The sequence below is a fragment of the Streptomyces sp. NPDC058052 genome (assembly GCF_042885515.1).
Classification (GTDB): Bacteria; Actinomycetota; Actinomycetes; order Streptomycetales; family Streptomycetaceae; genus Streptomyces.
In genome coordinates this window covers 1-19362 of sequence record NZ_JBHVRX010000042.1, presented here as the reverse complement: position 1 = coordinate 19362, position 19362 = coordinate 1, and the positions used below count along the sequence as shown (strand labels likewise).

The following is a 19362-nucleotide window of genomic DNA, read 5'->3' as shown; positions in this document are numbered from 1 at the left end:
TCAGGCAGGAACCCTCATGGACACACCCACCACCTCCCGTCGTCGCCTGCTCCAGTTCGGCGCGGCGGCCCTGCCGCTGGCGGCCCTCGGGTCGGCGCTCCCCTCGGCCGCCGCCCACGCCACCGCCGGCTCCGCGGCCGCGCAGCTGCGGATGCCCGCCGAGACCGACCGCCACGTGCGCACCTTCATGGCCTGGCCGGCGCTCTCGTCGATCTGGTCCACCGGGCTCGACGGAGTCCGCCGCGACATCGCGAGGGTCGCCGACGCGATCTCCCGCTACGAGCCGGTCACCGTGCTGGCCCGCCCCTCGCAGGCGGCCGACGCCCGCTACCAGTGCGGAGCGGGGGCGTACTACGGCATCGACATCCTGGAGATCCCCAACGACGACCTCTGGATACGGGACTTCGGCCCCACCTTCGTCGTCGCCCCCGGTGCCGTCGCCGGTGTGGACACCAACTTCAACGGCTGGGGCAAGGCCGGCACCTCGTACGCGCAGCCCTACGCCAACGACGCCCTCGCGGCGGAGGCCCTGCTCGCGCAGTACGGCGTCCCGCGCGTGCGGGCCGGGTTCGTCGGCGAGGGCGGCTCGCTGGAGACCGACGGCGAGGGCACCCTCCTCGCCACGGTCAGCTCGCTCGTCAACCCCAACCGCAACCCGGGCATGACGCAGGATCAGGTCGAGCAGACGATGAGGTCGGCGCTCGGCGCCACCAAGGTGATCTGGGTGCCCGGACTGGCCGGCCAGGACATCACCGACTGCCACATCGACTGCCTGGCCCGCTTCGTCGCGCCCGGACACGTCATCCTGGACCGGCCCGGTCCCCGTACCGACCCCAAGTGGGTCGCCGTCTACGAGGAGACGAAGCGGATCCTGCAGAGCGCCACCGACGCGCAGGGGCGCCGCCTGACCCTCACCGAACTCCCCGGCCCGGACCGGTTCAAGATCCGCCGCGGCGGCTCCGGCTTCCTCTCCAGCTACACCAACTACTACACGGTGAACGGCGCCGTGCTCGTCCCGCACTTCGGCGACCCCGACGCCGACGCCGCGGCCTACTCGATCCTCGGGGCCGCCTACCCGAACCGGAACATCGTCCAGCTGAACATCGACAACATCGCGAGCGGCGGCGGCGGCATCCACTGCGCCACCCAGTCGCAGCCGGCCGTCCCGCCGGCCGTCTGACCGGCCGTCCGCTCCCGGCCCGTCGGCCGGTCGCCCCGGTTCCCGCCGGCCGGTCGCCCCGGTTCCCGCCGGCCGGCCGTCTCCCTCCGGCCTCACGGCCTTCCGGCTCCCGGCCGTCGGGGGGCCGGGACGGGTGCCCGCCCGTCCCGGTCAGGGGGTGGGCCGGGTCCGGGCGGGGCCCGGTAAGGTTCGGGCCATGGCGTCTCGCAGTACTCAGATCCTCGAAGCGGCCGCCCGGGTGATCGCCCGGCGCGGGGTCCGTGGCCTGCGCGTGGAGGAGCTCGCCGCCGAGGCGGGCGTCTCCACCGCGCTGATCTACTACCACTTCAAGGACCGCAACGGGATCCTGCTGAAGACGCTGGAGTTCATCAACGACCGCGCCGAGCGGTACACGACCGAGCGCGACCCGGACGCCCCGCCGCTCAGCCCGCGCGAGGAGCTGGAGCACACGCTGCTCCTGGAGCTCCAGGACACCACCGAGGTCCGGGAGAACAGCAGCGCCTGGGGCGAGCTGCGGGCCAGCGCCGTCTTCGACGACGTCCTGCGCGAGGACCTGACGCGCGCCACCCTGGTCTGGGTCCAGGAGGTCGCGGCGCTGCTCGGCCGGGTCCGCCCGATGGCCCCGGCGGTCGCCCTCGCGGGGGCCGCGGAACGCCTCACCGCCCTCCTGGAGGGGCTGAGCATGCGCTGGCTCAGCGGCACGCTCCAGATCTCCCACGCCCGGACCCTGATGAACGAGGGCATCGACGCCGAGCTGGAGCGGCTCGGCCGCCGCTGACGCGTACGGCCTCCTGACCCGGGCGCGCCCAGGCGTCGTCCGGCGTCATGCCGGGGTCGCGAGGAGCGCCTTCGTCGGGTGGGTCCGGTCGTCCCGGCGGATCCCGCGGAGGGTCGTCGGCCCTCCGCCGGTTCCGCCGCCGGCCCGGTGACCCTCGACGGCGATCCGATGGGCCGGGAGCCCGCGCGGCAGATCTCCCCGAGCCGCCACTCCTTCCTCCGGGGCGCGTGCTCCACCCCTCCGCAGCCCGTCCAAAACCCACGCCCCTCCTCTTGACTGAATTTTCAGTCGGGAGGAGGATGCTGTTCACACCGCGTACCCGTCCCCACGTTCGCGCCTGGCTGAGCCGGCGCCGCCGACAGGTACTTCTGGCGAAACGAAGAGAGACCCGTGATGACTGCATTCCGTATGCCCGCCGAGTGGTCCGAGCACGAGGCGTGCCTCATGGCCTGGCCCGTCCGCGAGGACCTGTGGGGCAGCGTGCTGGACGACGTCAAGGAGGAGTACGCGAACGTCGCCCGCGCCATCGCCGGGTTCGAGCCCGTCACCATGGTCGCGCCGCCCGGCCACGGCGACGAGGCCCGGGCCAGGTGCGGCGACGGCGTCACCGTCGTCGAGCTGGCGCAGGACGACTCGTGGTTCCGCGACTCCGCCCCGCTCTTCGTCCTCGACGGCGACGGCAACCGCGCCGGCGTGGACTTCCGCTTCAACGCCTGGGGCCGCAAGCACCACCCGTACGACTCCGACGACCGCGTCGGCGCACTCCTCCTGGAGCACCTGGGCGTCCACCGCATCGCCTCCGGCATGATCCTGGAGGGCGGGGCGATCACGGTCGACGGCGAGGGCACCCTCATCACCACCGAGCAGTGCCTGCTCCACCCCAACCGCAACCCCGGCCTCACCCGCGAGCAGATCGAGGCCGAGCTGAAGGACCGGCTCGGCGTCGAGAAGGTGATCTGGCTGCCGTACGGCGGCCTGCTCGACACGGAGACCGACGGACACGTCGACGGCGTCTGCGCCTTCGCCGCCCCGGGCACCGTCGTGGTCTCCCTGCCCGACGACCCCGACCACCCGGACCACGCCCGGATGCGCGCCAACCGCGCGGTCCTGGAGGCCACCCGCGACGCCCGCGGCCGCCGCCTGGAGATCGTCGACGTGCCCCAGACCGCCTACGCCGACATGCCGGACGGCGAGGTCGAGGTCTCGTACCTCAACTACTACGTGGCCAACGGCGGCGTCGTCGTCCCCGTGGCCGGACAGCCCCAGGACGAGGCCGCGCTCGCGGTGATCGCCTCCGCGTACCCCGGCCGCAAGGTCGTCCCGGTGCGCGCCGTCGCGATCGCCTACGGCGGCGGCGGCGTCCACTGCATCACCCAGCAGGTGCCGGCCGCCGGCGCCTCCGCGTAGGACGGGCCCCGCGGACCACGCCGGACCGGGGCGAGCGGCACCGCGCGCACCGGGTCCGGTGGTCCCGCTGCTCCGCCCCTCCGCCCTCCGCCCCTCCGCTCCTCCGCTCCTCCGCTCCACCTTCCTGGCGACACGCCCCCGCCCCCGAGTCCGCCGCCGACGGGCCGGCCCCGCGGCCCGTCAGTCCCGTCACCCTCACGGAAAGACAGCGCGACGATGACGACAGCCCCCTCCCCGCGTCGCAGACGCTCCTCCGGCCGGCGCGGCCGGACCGCCGCCGCGACCGCGGTCCTCTCCGCCCTCGCCCTCCTCGCGGCCTGCTCCGGCCCGCCCAAGGGCGGCGCGAACGGCGTCGAGGCCAGGCTCTCCGCCTCCACGCCCCCCGCCCGCGCCGAGATCGACTCCTTCACCTGGGCCCTCTACGCCGAGCCGCCCACCCTCGACTACACGGTGGCCTTCGACTACCCGCAGAACACCGTCCTGTCCAACGTGTGCGAGAGCCTCATGCGCTGGACGCCGCAGCTCACCCTCGAACCGGGGCTCGCCCGCAAGGCGTCCAACCCGGACCCGCGGACCTGGGTCTACGACCTGCGGCCGGGCGTGCGCTTCCACGACGGGCGGACGATGACCGCCGGCGACGTCGTCTTCAGCCTCGGCCGGCAGACCGACCCCAAGAACGCCGCGGCCTGGGCGCAGGTCTTCCAGAACGTCGCCTCGATCCGCGCGACCGGACCCCTCCAGGTCACCGTCCGCCTGAAGCGGCCCGACTCCCAGTTCCCGCAGTACATGGCCACCGCCGCCGGCGTCGTCGCCTCGAAGGCGGGCGTCGAGGCGGCGGGCAAGGACTACGGCACCACCGGTGGCCTCGCCTGCACCGGCCCCTTCCAGCTCGGCGCCTGGCAGAAGGGCCAGTCCATCGAGCTGAAGCGGTTCGACGGCTACTGGGGCACCCCGGCCAAGGCGAAGAAGGCGGTCCTCCGGGTCCTCACCGACCCCTCCGCCCGCACCAACGCCCTGCTCAGCGGCGAGATCGACGGCGGCTACCTCATCCCCACCGAGAGCTACGCCCGGCTCAGGGGCAGTGGGGTCGGCACCCTGTACTTCGGCGAGGGCCTCAGCACCGTCAACGTCAACATCACGAACATGAAGGGCGCCCTCGGCGACGTCCGGGTCCGCCGCGCCCTCTCCCTCGCCCTCGACCGCTCCGGCTTCGTCAAGGCCGGACTCGGCGGCGCCGGTACCGTCACCGGCTCCCTCACCACCCGCGCCGCCTGGGGCTCCGCATCCGAGAGCGCCCTCAAGGCCGCCTTCGACGGACTTCCGCCCACCGAACCGGACATCGAGAAGGCCAAGGCCCTGATCAAGGAGGCCGGTGCCACCGGCAAGACCCTGACCATGGTCACCAGTCCCATCGGCCAGGACGTCTCGCTCCTCGCCACCGCCGTCCAGGCGGCCGGCACGCGGATCGGCCTCGACATCCGCCTCAAGACGGTCTCCCCGAACGCCTTCACCGCGCTGTTCACCGATCCCGAGGCCCGCGAGGGCGTCGACATGTTCCCGCTCACGATCTACAACTCCATCACCGACCCGCTCGACCTCCTCACCAACTTCAAGACCGGCGCCTACCTCAACTACGCGGGCCACAGCGATCCGCGGTACGACGCCCTCGTCGACCGGGCCGCCGCCGCGTACGATCCCGCCGAGCGCACGCGGATCGAGGCCGAGCTGAACAGGATCGCCGCCGAACGGTTCCTGTGGATCCCCGTCGCGGAGTGGCCCACCTCGGTCTTCCTCAACAAGAGGATCACCGGCGCCCCCACGACCATCTCGTACATGTACCAGCCGTGGGCCGCCTCCGTGGGGGCCGCGCAGTGAGCTTCCTCCGCTTCGCCGTGCGGCGCGTGGCGGAGATGGCGGCGACCCTCCTCGCCGCCTCCCTCGTGGTCTTCGGCGCCCTGTACCTCGCCCCGGGCAGCCCGGCGAGCTTCCTGCTCTCCGGCCGCTCGGCCTCGCCCGACGCGCTGGCCGCGATCAACGCCCAGTACCACCTGGACGACCCCTTCGCCGTCCGGTACCTGAGCTGGCTCGGAGACATGCTCCAGGGCGACTTCGGGCGCTCCCTCACCTACCGCACCGACGTCTCCCGCCTCCTGGCCGACCGGCTGCCGACCACCCTGCTCCTGATCGGCATGGCGCTCGTCGTGGTGGTCGTCGTCGGCCTGTTCCTCGGCCGGCTCTCCGCCGTCCGCGGCGGCGCCACCGACACCGCCGTCCTGGTCGGCACGACCTTCGCCGTCGGCACCCCGTCGTTCGTCGCCGCCGTGCTGCTCCAGGGCGTGTTCGCCGTGCAGCTCGGCTGGTTCCCCAGCAGCGGCGCCGGCGACGGCCTCCTCGACCGGGTCTGGCACCTGACCCTGCCCGCGATCGCCCTCGCGCTCTACCTGATCGGCATGCTCGCCCGGGTCACCCGCTCCGCCATGCTCGAAGCCCTCGACAGCGAGCACGTCACGGTCGCCCGCAGCCGGGGCGTCCCCGAGCGCCAGGTCATCCGCCGCCACGTCTTCCGCAACGCGCTCGGCACCGTCCTCACCACCGGCGGCCTCGTCGTCTCCACCCTGCTCGTCTGCACGATCCTCGTGGAGACCGCCTTCAGCATCGGCGGCGTCGGCCAGCTCCTGGAACTCTCCACCTCGACCAAGGACTTCCCGACCGTCCAGGCCATCTCCTTGATCATCGTCGCTCTCTTCATGTCCGTGAACCTGATCGTCGACCTGCTGCTGCCCCTGGTCGACCCGCGGATCACGCTCGGATCGAGGAGCTCCTCCGCATGACCGCCGTCCTCACGCGCCGACCCGGCCTCGCCCGGCTCCGCACCACCCGGTCCCCGCTCCACCTGCTCTGCCTCGGATTCGTCGGCCTCGTCACCGCCGCCGCCCTGCTCGCACCCTGGATCGTCCCGTACGACCCCAACGAGATCGACCTCGGCAACGCGCTCGCGGGCCCCTCCGCCGCCCACCCCCTCGGCATCGACGCCGCCGGCCGCGACACCCTCTCCCGGCTGCTGCTCGGCGCCCGCACCTCCCTCCTCGGGCCCCTCGGCGTCGTCCTCTTCTCCACCCTCGCCGGCATCGCCATCGGCATGGCCGCCGCCTGGCGCGGCGGCTGGCTCGACTCCGTCCTCTCCCGCTCCACCGAACTCGTCTTCGCGTTCCCCGGCATGCTGCTCGCGATCCTGATCATCTCGATCCACGGCGAAGGGCTGCTCGCCCCCGTCATCGCGCTGTCGCTCGCCTACCTGCCGTACGTCAGCCGGCTCACCCGCTCGCTGGTCCTCGCCGAACGCGCCCGGCCCTACGTGAGCGCCTACCAGGTCCAGGGCCACTCGGCGCTCCAGATCTGCCTGCGCCACATCCTGCCCAACATCGCCCCCGTCGTCCTCGCCCAGTCCACCATCAACTTCGGCTACGCGCTCATGGACCTGGCCGGCCTGTCCTTCCTCGGCCTCGGCGTCCCCGCCCTCACCCCCGACTGGGGCCGCATGGTCTTCGACGGACAGACCGCGATCCAGCACGGCTACCCGCTCTCCGCGGTCCTGCCCTGTGTGTTCATCGTGCTGACCGTCGTCGCCTTCAACGTCGTCGGCGAGCGCTGGGCCGACCGCGTCGCCAGGAGAGACCGATGACCCCCACGAGACCCCCGCACGCACTCGACGTCCAAGGACTGCGCGTCACGCTGCCCGGCACCGCCCGCCCCGTCCTCGACGGCGTCGACCTGCACGTCGCCGCCGGCGAGACCGTCGCCCTCGTCGGCGAGTCCGGCTCCGGGAAGTCCCTCACCTCGCGCGGCGCGCTCGGCCTGCTGCCCCCCGGCGCCGTCGTCGAGGGAAGGATCCGGGTCCGCGGCCACGACGTGCTCGCCATGAAGGCCGAGCAGCTGCGCGCGCTGCGCACCGACACCGTCGCCATGATCTTCCAGGACCCCCGGGCCGCCCTCAACCCGATGCGCCGCATCGGCGACTTCCTCACCGAGAGCGTCACCCTCACCCGGACCATGAACCGGGCCGACGCCACCGCCCGCGCCGCCGAACTCCTCCGCGCCGTCGGCCTGGACGAGTCCGCGCTGCGCAAGTACCCCAGCCAGGTCTCCGGCGGCATGCTGCAACGCGTCATGATCGCCGCCGCGCTCATGGGCGACCCCGAGCTGCTCCTCGCCGACGAGCCCACCACCGCCCTCGACGTCACCACCCAGGCCGAGGTCGTCGCCCTCCTCGCCGAACTCCGCGCCCGCTTCCGCACCGGACTGCTCTTCGTCACCCACGACCTCGACCTCGCCGCGGCCATCAGCGACCGCGTCTACGTCATGTACGCCGGCCGGATCGCGGAGAGCGGCCCCGCCGAGGCCCTCTTCGCCCGGCCCCGGCACCCGTACACCGCCGCCCTGCTGGCCTCCACCCCCCGCCTGGAGGCCCCCGGTGGCCGCCTCGCCGCCATCGACGGGCAACCCCCGGACCTGCGGCAGGAGCTGAACGGCTGTCCGTTCGCCGCCCGATGTCCCCTCGCCACGGAGCTCTGCACCCAGCAGGCGCCCGAACCGAGGCCCGCGCCCGGCCTCCCGGACCACCGGGCCGCCTGCCACCACACCGACCGGCTCGAAGGGAGCCCCGTCGATGCCTGAGAACGCCCTGGAGGCCGTCGGCCTCCACCGCGCCTTCGGGAGCGTCCGTGCCGTCGACGACGTCTCCTTCGCCCTCCCCGAAGGCGGATCCCTGGGCATCGTGGGGGAGTCCGGCTCCGGCAAGACCACCACCGCCCGCATCGTCGTCGGCCTGGAACCCGCCGACGCCGGAGAGGTACGGATACGGGGCAGGGCCCGGGCCGGAGGCCGCGGCCGCGCCCGGCGCCTGGCCCGCGCCCGCGAGGTCCAGATGGTCTTCCAGGACCCGTACCTCTCCCTCGACCCCCGCACCAGCGTCGAACAGGTCCTGCGCGAGACCCTGAGCCTGCACTTCCCCGGCACCGACCACGACCGGCGCGTCCGCGAACTCCTCGACCAGGTCGGCCTGGGCACCCGGGCCGCCGACGCCCGCCCCCGGCACCTCTCCGGCGGCCAGCGCCAGCGGGTCGCCATCGCCCGCGCCCTCGCCGTCGAACCCGCCGTCCTCGTCCTGGACGAGGCGGTCGCCGCGCTCGACGTCTCCGTCCAGGCCCAGATCCTCAACCTCCTCGCGGACATCCGCGAACAGACCCGGATCGGCTACCTGTTCATCACCCACGACCTCGGCGTGGTCCGGTGCGTCACCGACGACGTCATCGTCATGCGCCACGGCCGTGTCGTCGAGGCCGGCCGCACCGCCGACGTGCTCGCCGCGCCCGCCCACCCCTACACCCGCCTGCTGCTGGAATCGGTGCCCCGCCCCGGCTGGGACCCCGAGGCGATCGCAGCCGCCCGCCGGGCCCTCTGACCCTCCCGGCGCGGGCGCCCTCGCCCGCCCATCCCTCATCGGCCCGCGCGACCATGCGGCCCGCGGGCCCGCCGCCCCCAGGAGACCGACCATGAACGAACAGACCGCCGGACGCCACGCGCGCCGGGGCCTGAACCGGCGGGGATTCCTCGTCGCCGCCGGAGCGACCGCCGTCGGCGCCGCCCTCGCGACGACCCTCCCCGAACACGCCGACGCCACCGCCCGGCCCTTCCGCGTCCCCATCGAGGACGTCCGCCACACCCGCACCTGGATGGCCTGGCCCGACTCCACCTCCATCTGGGGAGGCCGGCTCGGCGGCGTCCAGGCGGACATCGCCCTCATCGCCCGCACGATCGCCCGGTACGAACCGGTCGTCCTATGCGCCAACTCCGGCAGCGCCGCGCGGGCCCGCGCCCTGTGCGGCCCCCAGGTCACCGTGATCAGCTCCATCCCCGTCGACGACTGCTGGATGCGCGACACGGGCCCCGTCTTCCGCACCGACGGCGCCGGCCGGCTGGACGCCGTCGGCCTCAACTTCAACGGCTGGGGCGACAAGCAGGCCCACGGCCGGGACGCCCGCGTCGCCGAACGGATCGCCGCCTGGGCCGACGTCCCCTTCACCTACGCCGACGTGGTCGGCGAGGGCGGCGGCGTCGAGCAGGACGGCGCCGGAACCCTCATGGCCACCCGCAGCAGCTGGGTGAACCGCAACCGCAACCCCGGGATGTCCGAGCGCCAGATCACCACGGCGCTCTGCGACGCCTACGGCGCCTCGAAGGTCATCTGGTTCGACGGGGTCTACGGACAGGACATCACCGACGACCACGTCGACGCGACCTCCCGCTTCCTCGCCCCCGGCGAGGCCCTCGTCCAGATGCCCCTCTCCTCGGACACCGACGACTACGCCCGCGACGCCCGGCAGCAGTTCGCGATCCTGTCCCGCTCCACCACCGCCTCCGGCCGCCCCGTCGACGCACTGCGGCTCCAGGGACCCGACTACGGCAGGATCCGCTCCACCGACCGGGGCTTCCTCGCCTCGTACGCCAACTTCTACCTCTGCAACGACGCCGTCGTCAGCGCCCGCTTCGGCGACCGGCGGGCCGACGAGGCGGCCCGCGCCACCCTCGCCCGCCTCTACCCGGACCGCGTGATCGAACAGCTCGACATCGACCGCCTCGGCACCGGTGGCGGCGGCATCCACTGCGTCACCCAGCAGCAGCCCGTCGCCTGAGCCGAGGGGGAATCGACCGGCATGCGGACGACGGACGGACGGCTCCGGAAACGGGGCCGCCACCTGGTCGCCTCGCGCGGCGGCACCTCGGGCGAGGAGTTCGAGCAGTACCGCCGCTGGGCGGCGGAACGCATGCCGCACCTCGCCTTCGGCACCTCCGTCGACGGCGTACGGCCCGGCTCGCCGCGACTCGCCCCGGCTCGCCGCGAAGAGCTCCCGCGCGGCCGGCGCGCGGCGGGCGGATCGGGGTGCCGAGCGGGCCGCCGACGACGAAATCCGTACGGAAAGTTCCGCCAATTCATCGTGTGCGAAGGATTGACTGAAATTTAAGTCAGTTCCTACGGTGTCTGCATCCGAGCGGCGCCCGGGGGTCCCGAGGCGCCCGCCGGATTCGTGGAAGCACCCGTGAACAGGAGCCCGCATGGGGCCAGTTGCCTCGCAGACGAATAATCCCGCCCCCCTCGCCGGGATCGAGCAGCACTCGATCGACTGGGTGCCCCTCTCGGAACGGCACGGCAAGCCGTCGGACGTGGGAGCCATCTGGTTCGTCGGGAGCCTCAACCTCACCGGCCTGGCGACCGGCGTCGTGACGCTCTCCTTGGGCGCCTCGCTCGTCTGGACGGTCGTCGCCACCGTCCTCGGCTCCCTCTTCGGAACGTTCTTCATGGCGTTCCACTCCGCCCAGGGACCGCAGCTGGGACTGCCTCAGCTCGTCCAGTCCCGGCCGCAGTTCGGATACCTCGGCGCCGCGCTCACGGTCTGGGTCTTCGCCCTGGTGAACTACGTCGCCTTCAACACCTCCGACGCGCTCCTCTCCGGCCAGGCCATGAACCTGCTCACCGGGATGCCGAACACCGTCGGCTACCTGCTGGCTGCCGGGGTGGCGACCGTGGTCGCCCTGTTCGGGTACGAGTGGATCCACCGCATCAACGGCTGGCTCACCTGGCCGTTCGTCGTGATCACCGCGGCCGTCACGGTGGCCGCCCTCTTCGGCGGCGGACTGCCGGACGGCGTCTGGGCGCCGGGCCCCTTCGAGCTCGCCCCCTTCATGCTCGTGTTCGTCTTCGTCGCCGGCTTCCAGCTGGGCTGGGCACCGTACGTGTCGGACTACTCGCGCTACCTCAGACCCGACGTCCCCGTCCGCAGCACCTTCTGGTGGACCTACCTCCCGAGCGCGGTCTCCGGGATCTGGGTCTTCGTCCTCGGCGCCGTCGTCTCGGCCGGCGCCCCCGAGGGCACCGACCCCGTGACGGCCCTGAAGCTGGCGGCGGACCGGCTGTTCGACGGATTCGGCACCGTCGCGGTCGTCGTGCTGCTGGTCGGGCTGCTCTCCATCATGGCGATCAACCAGTACGGCGGCAGTCTCACCATGATCTCGATCCTGGACTCCTTCCGTCCGGTCAAGCCGACGCGGACGCTCCGGATCGCCACCATCGGCATCATGCTGGCCGCCGTCGGCACCGTCTCCACCCTCGTCGGCATCGACCAGTTCAACTGGTTCTTCGCCAACGTGGTCGTGGTCCTGACCTACCTCTTCATCCCCTGGACGGCCATCAACCTGGTCGACTTCTTCTTCGTCCGGCGCGGTCAGTACGTCGTGAAGGAGATCTTCAACCCCCGCGGGATCTACGGCCGGTGGGGCTGGCGCGGCAACCTCGCCTACGCGATCGGCCTCGCCTGCATGGCCCCCTTCATGGTCATCACCGGCCTCTTCGTCGGACCCGCCGCACGGTTCCTCGGCGGCGTCGACTGCTCCCTCCTCGTCGGCCTTCCGGTGGCCGGCGGCCTGTACTGGGCCTTCGCCCGGAGCCTCGACCTGGCGACCGAGCGCCGGATGGTCCGGGAGGAGGGGCTGCTGGACCGACTCCACTGACCGCACGGCACCGCGCCCGCGTCCGTACCCCCGCGAACCCCGCGGACGGACCCGCGCACCGCCCCGCGCACACCCGCGGAGAAACCCGCGGACGGATCCCCCGTACAGACCCCTCGCAGAGAAGGAGCACCACGTGAAGAACGCACACGACGGCGACCGGCCGGGCCTCGGCCGCAGATCGTTCCTCGCCCGCACCGGAGCGGTCGCGGCCGCCCTGGCGGCGGGCCCGGTCCTCGGCGCCCAGCCCGCGATGGCCGCCTCCTGGCGCGTGCCGGGCGAGGACGAGACACACCGCAGGACCTGGATGGCCTGGCCGTCCAGCTCCACCATCTGGGGCAGCGACCTCTCCCTGATCCAGGCCGACATCGCCAAGCTCGCCAGGGAGGTCGCGAAGCACGAGCCGGTCATCATGTGCGCGGACGGCTCCACCGCCGCGTCGCGGGCCAGGAGCGCGTGCGGCTCCACGGTCACGGTGATCAGCTCGATCCCGGTCTCGGACTGCTGGATGCGCGACACCGGCCCGCTGTTCCGCGTCGACGACGCCGGCGGCCTCGACTCCTTCGGCCTGAACTTCAACGCCTGGGGCGAGAACGCCACCCGCTTCTACGGCATCCCCGCCTCCGCCTACGACAAGGACCGCGTCGTGGCCGGGCGGGTCGCCTCCTACGCGGGCGTCTCCTTCGCCAGGTCGTCCGTGGTCGGCGAGGGCGGCGGGGTGGAGTACGACGGCGACGGCACCCTGATGGCCACCGAGAGCTGCTGGGTGAACTCCAACCGCAACCCCGGCAAGTCCCGCGCCCAGATCGAGGCGGAGCTGCTCGCCCGCTTCGGCGCCTCGAAGATGATCTGGCTGCCGGGAGTCAAGGGACAGGACGTCACCGACGGGCACATCGACGGCACCGCCCGCTACATCCGGCCCGGCGTCGTCATGGTGCAGCTCGCCGGAGCCGTACGGCCGGACGTCTGGACCGAGAACGCCCGGGCCATGCGCGACGTCCTGGTCAACGCGACCGACGCCCGCGGCCGCCGGCTCCAGGTCCTCACCATCGAGGGCCCCGACACGCTGCCCCGGATCCCGTCGGGCCGCCGCGCCGAGTTCCTCAGCTCCTACATGAACTGGACCGTGACCAACGGGGCGATCATCACCACCCAGTTCGGCGACACCGCCAAGGACGCGGCGGCCAAGGCGGCCATCGGGGCCGCCTACGGCCGGCCCGTCGTCCAGCTCAACCTCGACGGTCTCTACGGCAACGGCGGCGGAGGCGCCCACTGCGTGACCATGCAGGAACCCAGCCGGTGACCCCTCGGCCCGGGCCCGCCACGGGGGCCCGGGCCGAGGTCCCGTCCGGCCCGCGCACCGGCTTCCGTCACCCCGTCACATCCCGTCACCCGGCCGCCCGGTCACGCTCGCGCGTGGCCGGGCGGCCGCGTTCGCGGCCCGCGCGGAGCGCTCCGGGGGAGTGGGCGGGAGGGCGATGGCGACACGTGCGGGTGATGCCGTCTGACGGTTCCGTTCGATGGCCGGCACCCGCGCCCCCCAAGGCGGGAGGCCCCTGTGCGCCCACGTATGGCACCGGCCGATCAGCCTATTCCCCGATTAGCCTCCGGAAAAATGACTACATATACGCATACCCTCGTCCTGCGTCCAACGAGACGGCTCTTCTTTTCGGATCATCTGGCCATTCGACTCCGTGTACGAGGGAATTGCCGGTTCATTCCGCTTCTCATTGCTGGAGAAACATATGCGCGTTGCCGTGACCGGTGGCGGTGGTTTCCTTGGTTCGCACCTGTGTGAGGCGTTGCTGCGGCGGGGCGACTCCGTGGTGTGCTTCGACGACTTCTCGACCGGTGACCCGGAGAACATCGCCCCCCTGCTGGCCCATCCCGCCTTCGAATTCCGGCACACGGACGTGAGCGTGTCCTTGGAGGTGCCCGGACGGGTCGACGCCGTCGCCCACCTGGCATCCCCCGCCTCCCCGCCCGACTATCTGCGCCGGCCGCTGGAGACGCTCGCGGTCGGGAGCCGTGGCACTGAGAACGCCCTCGACCTGGCCCAGCGCCACGGCGCGCGCTTCGTCCTCGCCTCGACGAGCGAGATCTACGGCGATCCGCTGGTCCATCCGCAGGAGGAGACGTACTGGGGCAACGTCAACTCCATCGGCCCCCGCAGCGTCTATGACGAGGCGAAACGATACGCCGAGGCGGTCTCCGCCGCGTACCGCCGGACCCATGGCGTCGACGTCGGCATCGCCCGCATCTTCAACACCTACGGTCCCCGGATGCGTCCGCACGACGGCCGCGTGGTGTCCAGCTTCATCACCCAGGCCCTCACCGGCGAACCGCTCACGATCTACGGCGACGGCGGACAGACCCGCAGCTTCTGCTACGTCGACGACCTGGTCCGCGGTCTCGTGGCGCTCCTCGACTCCTCCGAGTTCGGTCCCTTCAACCTCGGCAACCCGGTCGAGCGCACCGTCTCCGAACTCGCCCGGCTCGTCCTGGAGATGACCGGTTCCCCCTCCGAGGTGAAGCACCACCCGCTGCCGGCCGACGACCCGGTCCGCCGCCGCCCGGACATCACCCGCGCCCGGGAGGTGCTGGGCTGGGAGCCGGAGATCGACATCACGGAGGGCCTGCGCCGCACGGTCGCCCACTTCGGCGCCCGCGGCGCCCGCCTCACCGCCTCGGCCGCGGCGATCCGCGGTGGCCAGGACGAGACGGTCCCGCTGGCCGCGGTGGCCCCGGCGGCCCTCACCGCGCAGACGATCCCCGGCCCGTCCGGCGTCGCCGCGGGCGTGGCGTCCGCCGCGCCCGGTGCCACCGTCGCGGGCGGCTGAACCCCGCACGCCGCGGCGGGACGCCCGTCCCGCCGCGGCGCCTCGACCTCCCTCCCCCGCCCCGTGCCGGACCCCCTCGCCCGGCCCCACGTCGCACCGCCTGGAGTCCCGCTGCCATGACGTCCTTGGAGCAAGGTCCCGCCCACGGGACCGGCACCGTAGAGGAGGCCCCGCCGGCCGCACCGGCCCCCGGCTCGCCGGAGGAGTGGGAGGCGCTGGGCGCTGAGATCCGCGCCCTGTCGGACGGCTCGGTCGCCTCCATCGGCCCGGACGGACCCGTCCTCGCGCGCCCGGCGCGCGGTCTCACCACCGGTCCCGCCAGCTCCGTCCGGGCGTTCTCCCGCCCCGACCGCCTCCGCGTGACACTGCTGTCCCTCGGCTGGATCGCCTGTCTGGTGTGGTTCTGGGTCTGGTGGTTCGAGCCGTCCCACCGCATCGGCTGGACCGGCCTGGTCATCAACAGCCTGCTGCTGCTCTACCTGACCTACCTACCCGTCCACTTCCTCGTCGCCCTGCTGCGCCTGCCGCGCTTCGACCCCGCCGTCAAGGTGCCGGCCCTCCGCACCGCCTTCGTGGTGACCCGCGCCCCCTCGGAGGGCTGGGACATCGCCCGCCGCACCCTGGAGGCGATGCTCGACCAGGACTACCCCCACGCCTACGACGTCTGGCTCTGCGACGAGGACCCCAGCGAGGAGATCCTCGGCTGGTGCCAGAAGCGTGGCGTCCGCGTCTCCTGCCGGCGCGGCCGCGCCGATTACCACCGGGCCGACTGGCCCCGCCGCACCCGCTGCAAGGAGGGCAACCTCGCCTTCTTCTACGATCACTGGGGCTACGAGCTCTACGACGTCGTCGCCCAGCTCGACTGCGACCACGTCCCCGGCCCCGACTATCTCGGCGAGGTCGTCCGGCCCTTCGCCGATCCCGCCGTCGGCTACGTCGCGGCGCCCAGCGTCTGTGACTCCAACGCCGGCGAGTCCTGGGCGGCCCGCGGCAGGCTCCACCGCGAGGCCATGTTCCACGGCCCCGTGCAGCTGGGCCACTCCGCCGGCCTCGCCCCGGTCTGCATCGGCTCGCACTACGCCGTCCGGACGCGGGCCCTGCGCGACATCGGCGGCCTGGGCCCCGAGCTCGCCGAGGACTTCTCCACCTCGTTCCTGCTGACCTCGGCGGGCTGGCAGGGGGCCTTCGCCATCGAAGCGGAGGCGCACGGCGAAGGCCCTCTCACCTTTGGCGCGATGATCACCCAGGAGTTCCAGTGGTCCCGCAGTCTGGCCGTGATGCTGCTGGGCATGCTGCCGCGCCACCTGGGCCGCATGCCGCTGAAGCTCCGGGTGCGCTTCGGCGCGGCGCTGCTGTACTACCCGCTGCTCGCCGTCGCCACGATCACGGGCATCCTCCTGCCGCCGATCGCGGCCGTCACGGGCACGCCCTGGATCGACGTCAACTACTTCTTCTTCCTGGCGCACTTCTGGAGCATGTCCGTCTGGCTCGTCCTGCTGACGCTGCTCTGCCGCCGCAGGGGCCTGATGCGGCCCAAGGACGCCCCCATCCTCAGCTGGGAGGTCTGGCTCTTCGGGCTCTCCCGCTGGCCCTACGTGGCCTGGGGTGTGCTGGCCGCGGTGACCCAGAAGCTCCGGCCCCGCCAGGTCACCTTCAAGGTGACCCCGAAGAAGCGCGACGGCCTGGAGCCGCTGCCGCTGCGCGCCGTCGCCCCGTACCTGCTCATCACGGTCTTCCTCTCGGGCGCGGCGCTCGTCGGCCAGTTCACGGGCCCCGCCGTCGGCTACGTCTTCCTCTGCATCCTCGGCTCCGCCTCGTACGCGGTGGTGACGCTGGCCGTCGCCGTGCTGCACGTCAAGGAGACCGCCCGGGCCACCGGCGTCTCCGCCCTCAAGGCCCTGCGCACCGCCGCGCTGCCGCTCGGCGCGGGAGTGCTGACCCTGTTTCCGCTGGCCCTGTCGGCCGTGGTCTTCCCCACCTATCTCACCGGTTTCTACGCCTGGTGACGGCCCCCGCGGCCGATCGAGAAATGAGGTTCCCGTGCCCCAGACCGTGCTGGTCACCGGCGGCGCCGGTTTCATCGGCAGCCACACCTGCGTCGAGCTCCTGCGCGCCGGCCACGAGGTCGTCGTCCTCGACGACCACTCCAACAGCTCTCCCGAGGTCCTCGAACGGGTCGCCAAGCTCGCGGGCCGTCCCCTCGCCGCGGCCCACGTGGCGGACGTCAGGGACCGCCGCGCCCTGGACACCGTCTTCGGCGCCCACCGCATCGACGCCGTGATCCACTTCGCCGCGAAGAAGGCGGTAGGCGAGTCGGTGGAGATCCCGCTCGCGTACTACGACATCAACGTCGGCGGCACCACGGCCCTGGTGTCGGCCATGCACGCGCACGGCGTGCACCGGCTGGTGTTCTCCTCCTCCTGCTCGATCTACGGCGACGTCACCACCGTCCCGCTGACCGAGGAGTCGCCGGCCGCGCCGACCAACCCCTACGCCACCACCAAGTGGACCTGCGAGCGGATCCTCGCGGACGTCTGCCGGTACGTGCCCGAGCTCCGGGTGCTGGCCCTGCGGTACTTCAACCCGGCCGGGGCCCACCCCTCCGGCCTGCTCGGCGAGGACCCGAGCGGCGTGCCGAACAACATCATGCCGTTCCTCACCCAGGTCGCCGTGGGCCGCCGCGACGAACTCAGCGTCTTCGGAGACGACTTCCCCACCCCCGACGGCACCGGCGTCCGCGACTACGTCCACGTCGTCGACGTCGCCGAGGGGCACGCCACCGCCCTGGACCACCTCGACGACGAGCCGGGCATGCGGGTCTTCAACCTCGGGACCGGCCGCGGTGCCTCCGTCCTGGACCTCGTGCGCACCTTCGAGGAGGTCTCGGGCCGGCCCGTCCCGTACCGGGTCACCGCGCGCCGTTCCGGGGACGTCGCCGAACTCGTCGCGGACCCCTCCAAGGTCGCCGCGGCCTGGCAGTGGACCGCGCGGCGCGACCTCTCCGACATGTGCCGGGACGCCTGGGCCTTCCAGCAGCAGAACCCGTACGGCTACACGCCCTGACGGGTCCCTTTCCCCCCCCACGTCCTGAGACAGGAGAACACCCCATGCGGTTGACCGTCATCGGAACGGGCTACCTCGGAGCCGTGCACGCCGCGTGCATGGCCGACATCGGACACGACGTCCTCGGTGTCGACGTCGACGCCGAGAAGATCGCGGCCCTCGCCGAGGGCAGACCGCCCTTCTACGAACCGGGCTTCGACGAGGTGCTCACCCGTGCCCTCGCCTCCGGGCGGCTCCGTTTCGGCACCAGCCTGCGGGAGGCCGCGGTACACGGCGAGGTCCACTTCGTCTGCGTGGGCACGCCGCAGCAGGCCGGCTCCGACGCGGCCGACCTGCGGTACGTCGACGCCGTGGTGGACGGGCTCGTCCCCCACCTGGCCGGCTCGTGCCTGGTGGTCGGGAAGTCGACCGTACCGGTGGGCACCACCGCGCGCCTGACCGCCCGGATCGCGGCTCTCGTCCCGCCGGGCGTGCGGGCCGACGTGGCGTGGAACCCCGAGTTCCTGCGCGAGGGCTTCGCGGTCGAGGACACTCTGCGGCCGGACCGGATCGTCGTGGGGACGACCGGACAGGAGGCCGACGGGATCCTCCGCCGGGTGTACGCCCCCATGCTGGAGGCGGGCGTCCCTTACATCGCCACCGACCCGAGCACGGCCGAACTGGTGAAGGTCGCCGCCAACTCCTTCCTCGCCACGAAGATCTCCTTCATCAACGCGATGGCGGAGGTCTGCGACGCGGCGGGCGGGGACGTGGTCACGCTCGCCGACGCCCTCGGCCACGACACCCGGATCGGCCGGCGCTTCCTCAACGCCGGCCTCGGCTTCGGGGGCGGCTGCCTGCCCAAGGACATCAGGGCCTTCACGGCCCGCGCGCGGGAACTCGGCGTCGGCCCGGCGGTGGCCTTCCTCGACCAGGTCGACGTGATCAACGAACGGCAGCGGACCCGGACCGTCGCCCTCGCCCGCCGGCTGGCCGGGGGCGACCTGGCCGGCCGTCGGGTGACGGTCCTGGGCGCCACCTTCAAACCGGACAGCGACGACGTGCGCGACTCGCCGGCGCTGGCCGTCGCGGCGTCGCTGCACCGGGAGGGGGCGGAGGTCCGGGTGCACGACCCGGAGGGCATCGGGAACGCGCGCCGCGCCCACCCGGAACTGCGCTGTGAGGAAGATCTTCTGACGGCGTGCCAGGGGGCGGAGCTCGTCCTGCACCTCACCGAGTGGGGGCAGTACCGCGAACTCGACCCGGCGAAGCTGGCCCGGGTGGTCCGCGAACCGGTGCTCCTCGACGCGCGCAACGCGCTGGCGCACGAGGAATGGCGCGCCGCCGGCTGGACCGTCGAGGCGCTCGGGCGTCCCGCGCCGCCGGACCGCCGCCCGGCAGCCCGCCCCGGAGCGCCGCTCCGTGCCACGATCGCCTCGCCGGCGGTCGACGCGGACCGCGCCGCGACCCTCTCCGCGGCGACGCCCGCCCGGGGGGCGTAGCCCCGTTCCGTCCGCCGACGCCGAGCCGCCCTCCCGGTCCAGGACCGGGAC

15 protein-coding genes are annotated in these 19362 nt (G+C 72.8%); all 15 read left to right on the top strand.

Annotation, left to right across the window (positions count from 1 at the left end):
• Positions 1 to 16: 16 nt before the first annotated feature.
• Positions 17 to 1180, top strand: coding sequence for an agmatine deiminase family protein (locus ACFVU3_RS35640; protein WP_390072929.1), 1164 nt, complete (start codon positions 17 to 19; stop codon positions 1178 to 1180).
• Between the two features lie 196 nt (positions 1181 to 1376).
• Positions 1377 to 1958 (top strand): TetR/AcrR family transcriptional regulator, encoded by a 582-nt coding sequence (locus tag ACFVU3_RS35635; RefSeq protein ID WP_390072928.1) that lies wholly within the window; start codon positions 1377 to 1379, stop codon positions 1956 to 1958.
• Between the two features lie 393 nt (positions 1959 to 2351).
• Positions 2352 to 3365: an agmatine/peptidylarginine deiminase gene (locus ACFVU3_RS35630; protein ID WP_390072927.1), complete on the top strand. Its 1014-nt coding sequence runs from the start codon at positions 2352 to 2354 to the stop codon at positions 3363 to 3365.
• Between the two features lie 216 nt (positions 3366 to 3581).
• On the top strand, positions 3582 to 5240 hold the full coding sequence (locus tag ACFVU3_RS35625; RefSeq protein ID WP_390072926.1) for an ABC transporter substrate-binding protein: 1659 nt from the start codon (positions 3582 to 3584) through the stop codon (positions 5238 to 5240).
• Positions 5237 to 6196, top strand: coding sequence for an ABC transporter permease (locus tag ACFVU3_RS35620; protein WP_390072925.1), 960 nt, complete (start codon positions 5237 to 5239; stop codon positions 6194 to 6196). The genes ACFVU3_RS35625 and ACFVU3_RS35620 overlap by 4 nt, the downstream gene beginning before the upstream one ends.
• Positions 6193 to 7047: an ABC transporter permease gene (locus ACFVU3_RS35615; RefSeq protein ID WP_390072924.1), complete on the top strand. Its 855-nt coding sequence runs from the start codon at positions 6193 to 6195 to the stop codon at positions 7045 to 7047. Before ACFVU3_RS35620 ends, ACFVU3_RS35615 begins: the two co-directional genes overlap by 4 nt.
• Positions 7044 to 8039: an ABC transporter ATP-binding protein gene (locus tag ACFVU3_RS35610; protein ID WP_390072923.1), complete on the top strand. Its 996-nt coding sequence runs from the start codon at positions 7044 to 7046 to the stop codon at positions 8037 to 8039. Before ACFVU3_RS35615 ends, ACFVU3_RS35610 begins: the two co-directional genes overlap by 4 nt.
• Complete coding sequence (locus tag ACFVU3_RS35605) at positions 8032 to 8826, top strand: ABC transporter ATP-binding protein (RefSeq protein ID WP_390072922.1); 795 nt, start codon at positions 8032 to 8034, stop codon at positions 8824 to 8826. The genes ACFVU3_RS35610 and ACFVU3_RS35605 overlap by 8 nt, the downstream gene beginning before the upstream one ends.
• Before the next feature lie 91 nt (positions 8827 to 8917).
• Positions 8918 to 10057 carry an agmatine/peptidylarginine deiminase gene (locus tag ACFVU3_RS35600; RefSeq protein ID WP_390072921.1) on the top strand — a complete coding sequence of 380 codons (1140 nt, stop codon included), beginning with the start codon at positions 8918 to 8920 and terminating at the stop codon, positions 10055 to 10057.
• Positions 10058 to 10478: 421 nt separating this feature from the next.
• A complete protein-coding gene (locus tag ACFVU3_RS35595; protein WP_390072920.1) occupies positions 10479 to 11930 on the top strand; it encodes a purine-cytosine permease family protein in 1452 nt (483 codons plus the stop codon).
• Positions 11931 to 12063: 133 nt separating this feature from the next.
• Entirely contained in the window at positions 12064 to 13230 is a 1167-nt protein-coding gene (locus tag ACFVU3_RS35590) for an agmatine/peptidylarginine deiminase (protein WP_390072919.1), read from the top strand.
• A gap of 442 nt (positions 13231 to 13672) precedes the next feature.
• On the top strand, positions 13673 to 14767 hold the full coding sequence (locus ACFVU3_RS35585; RefSeq protein ID WP_390072918.1) for a UDP-glucuronic acid decarboxylase family protein: 1095 nt from the start codon (positions 13673 to 13675) through the stop codon (positions 14765 to 14767).
• Between the two features lie 116 nt (positions 14768 to 14883).
• Positions 14884 to 16773, top strand: coding sequence for a glycosyltransferase family 2 protein (locus ACFVU3_RS35580; RefSeq protein ID WP_390072917.1), 1890 nt, complete (start codon positions 14884 to 14886; stop codon positions 16771 to 16773).
• Positions 16774 to 16807: 34 nt separating this feature from the next.
• Complete coding sequence (galE, locus tag ACFVU3_RS35575) at positions 16808 to 17830, top strand: UDP-glucose 4-epimerase GalE (RefSeq protein ID WP_390072916.1); 1023 nt, start codon at positions 16808 to 16810, stop codon at positions 17828 to 17830.
• A gap of 44 nt (positions 17831 to 17874) precedes the next feature.
• Positions 17875 to 19311: a UDP-glucose dehydrogenase family protein gene (locus ACFVU3_RS35570; RefSeq protein WP_390072915.1), complete on the top strand. Its 1437-nt coding sequence runs from the start codon at positions 17875 to 17877 to the stop codon at positions 19309 to 19311.
• The last annotated feature ends 51 nt before the right edge of the window (positions 19312 to 19362 follow it).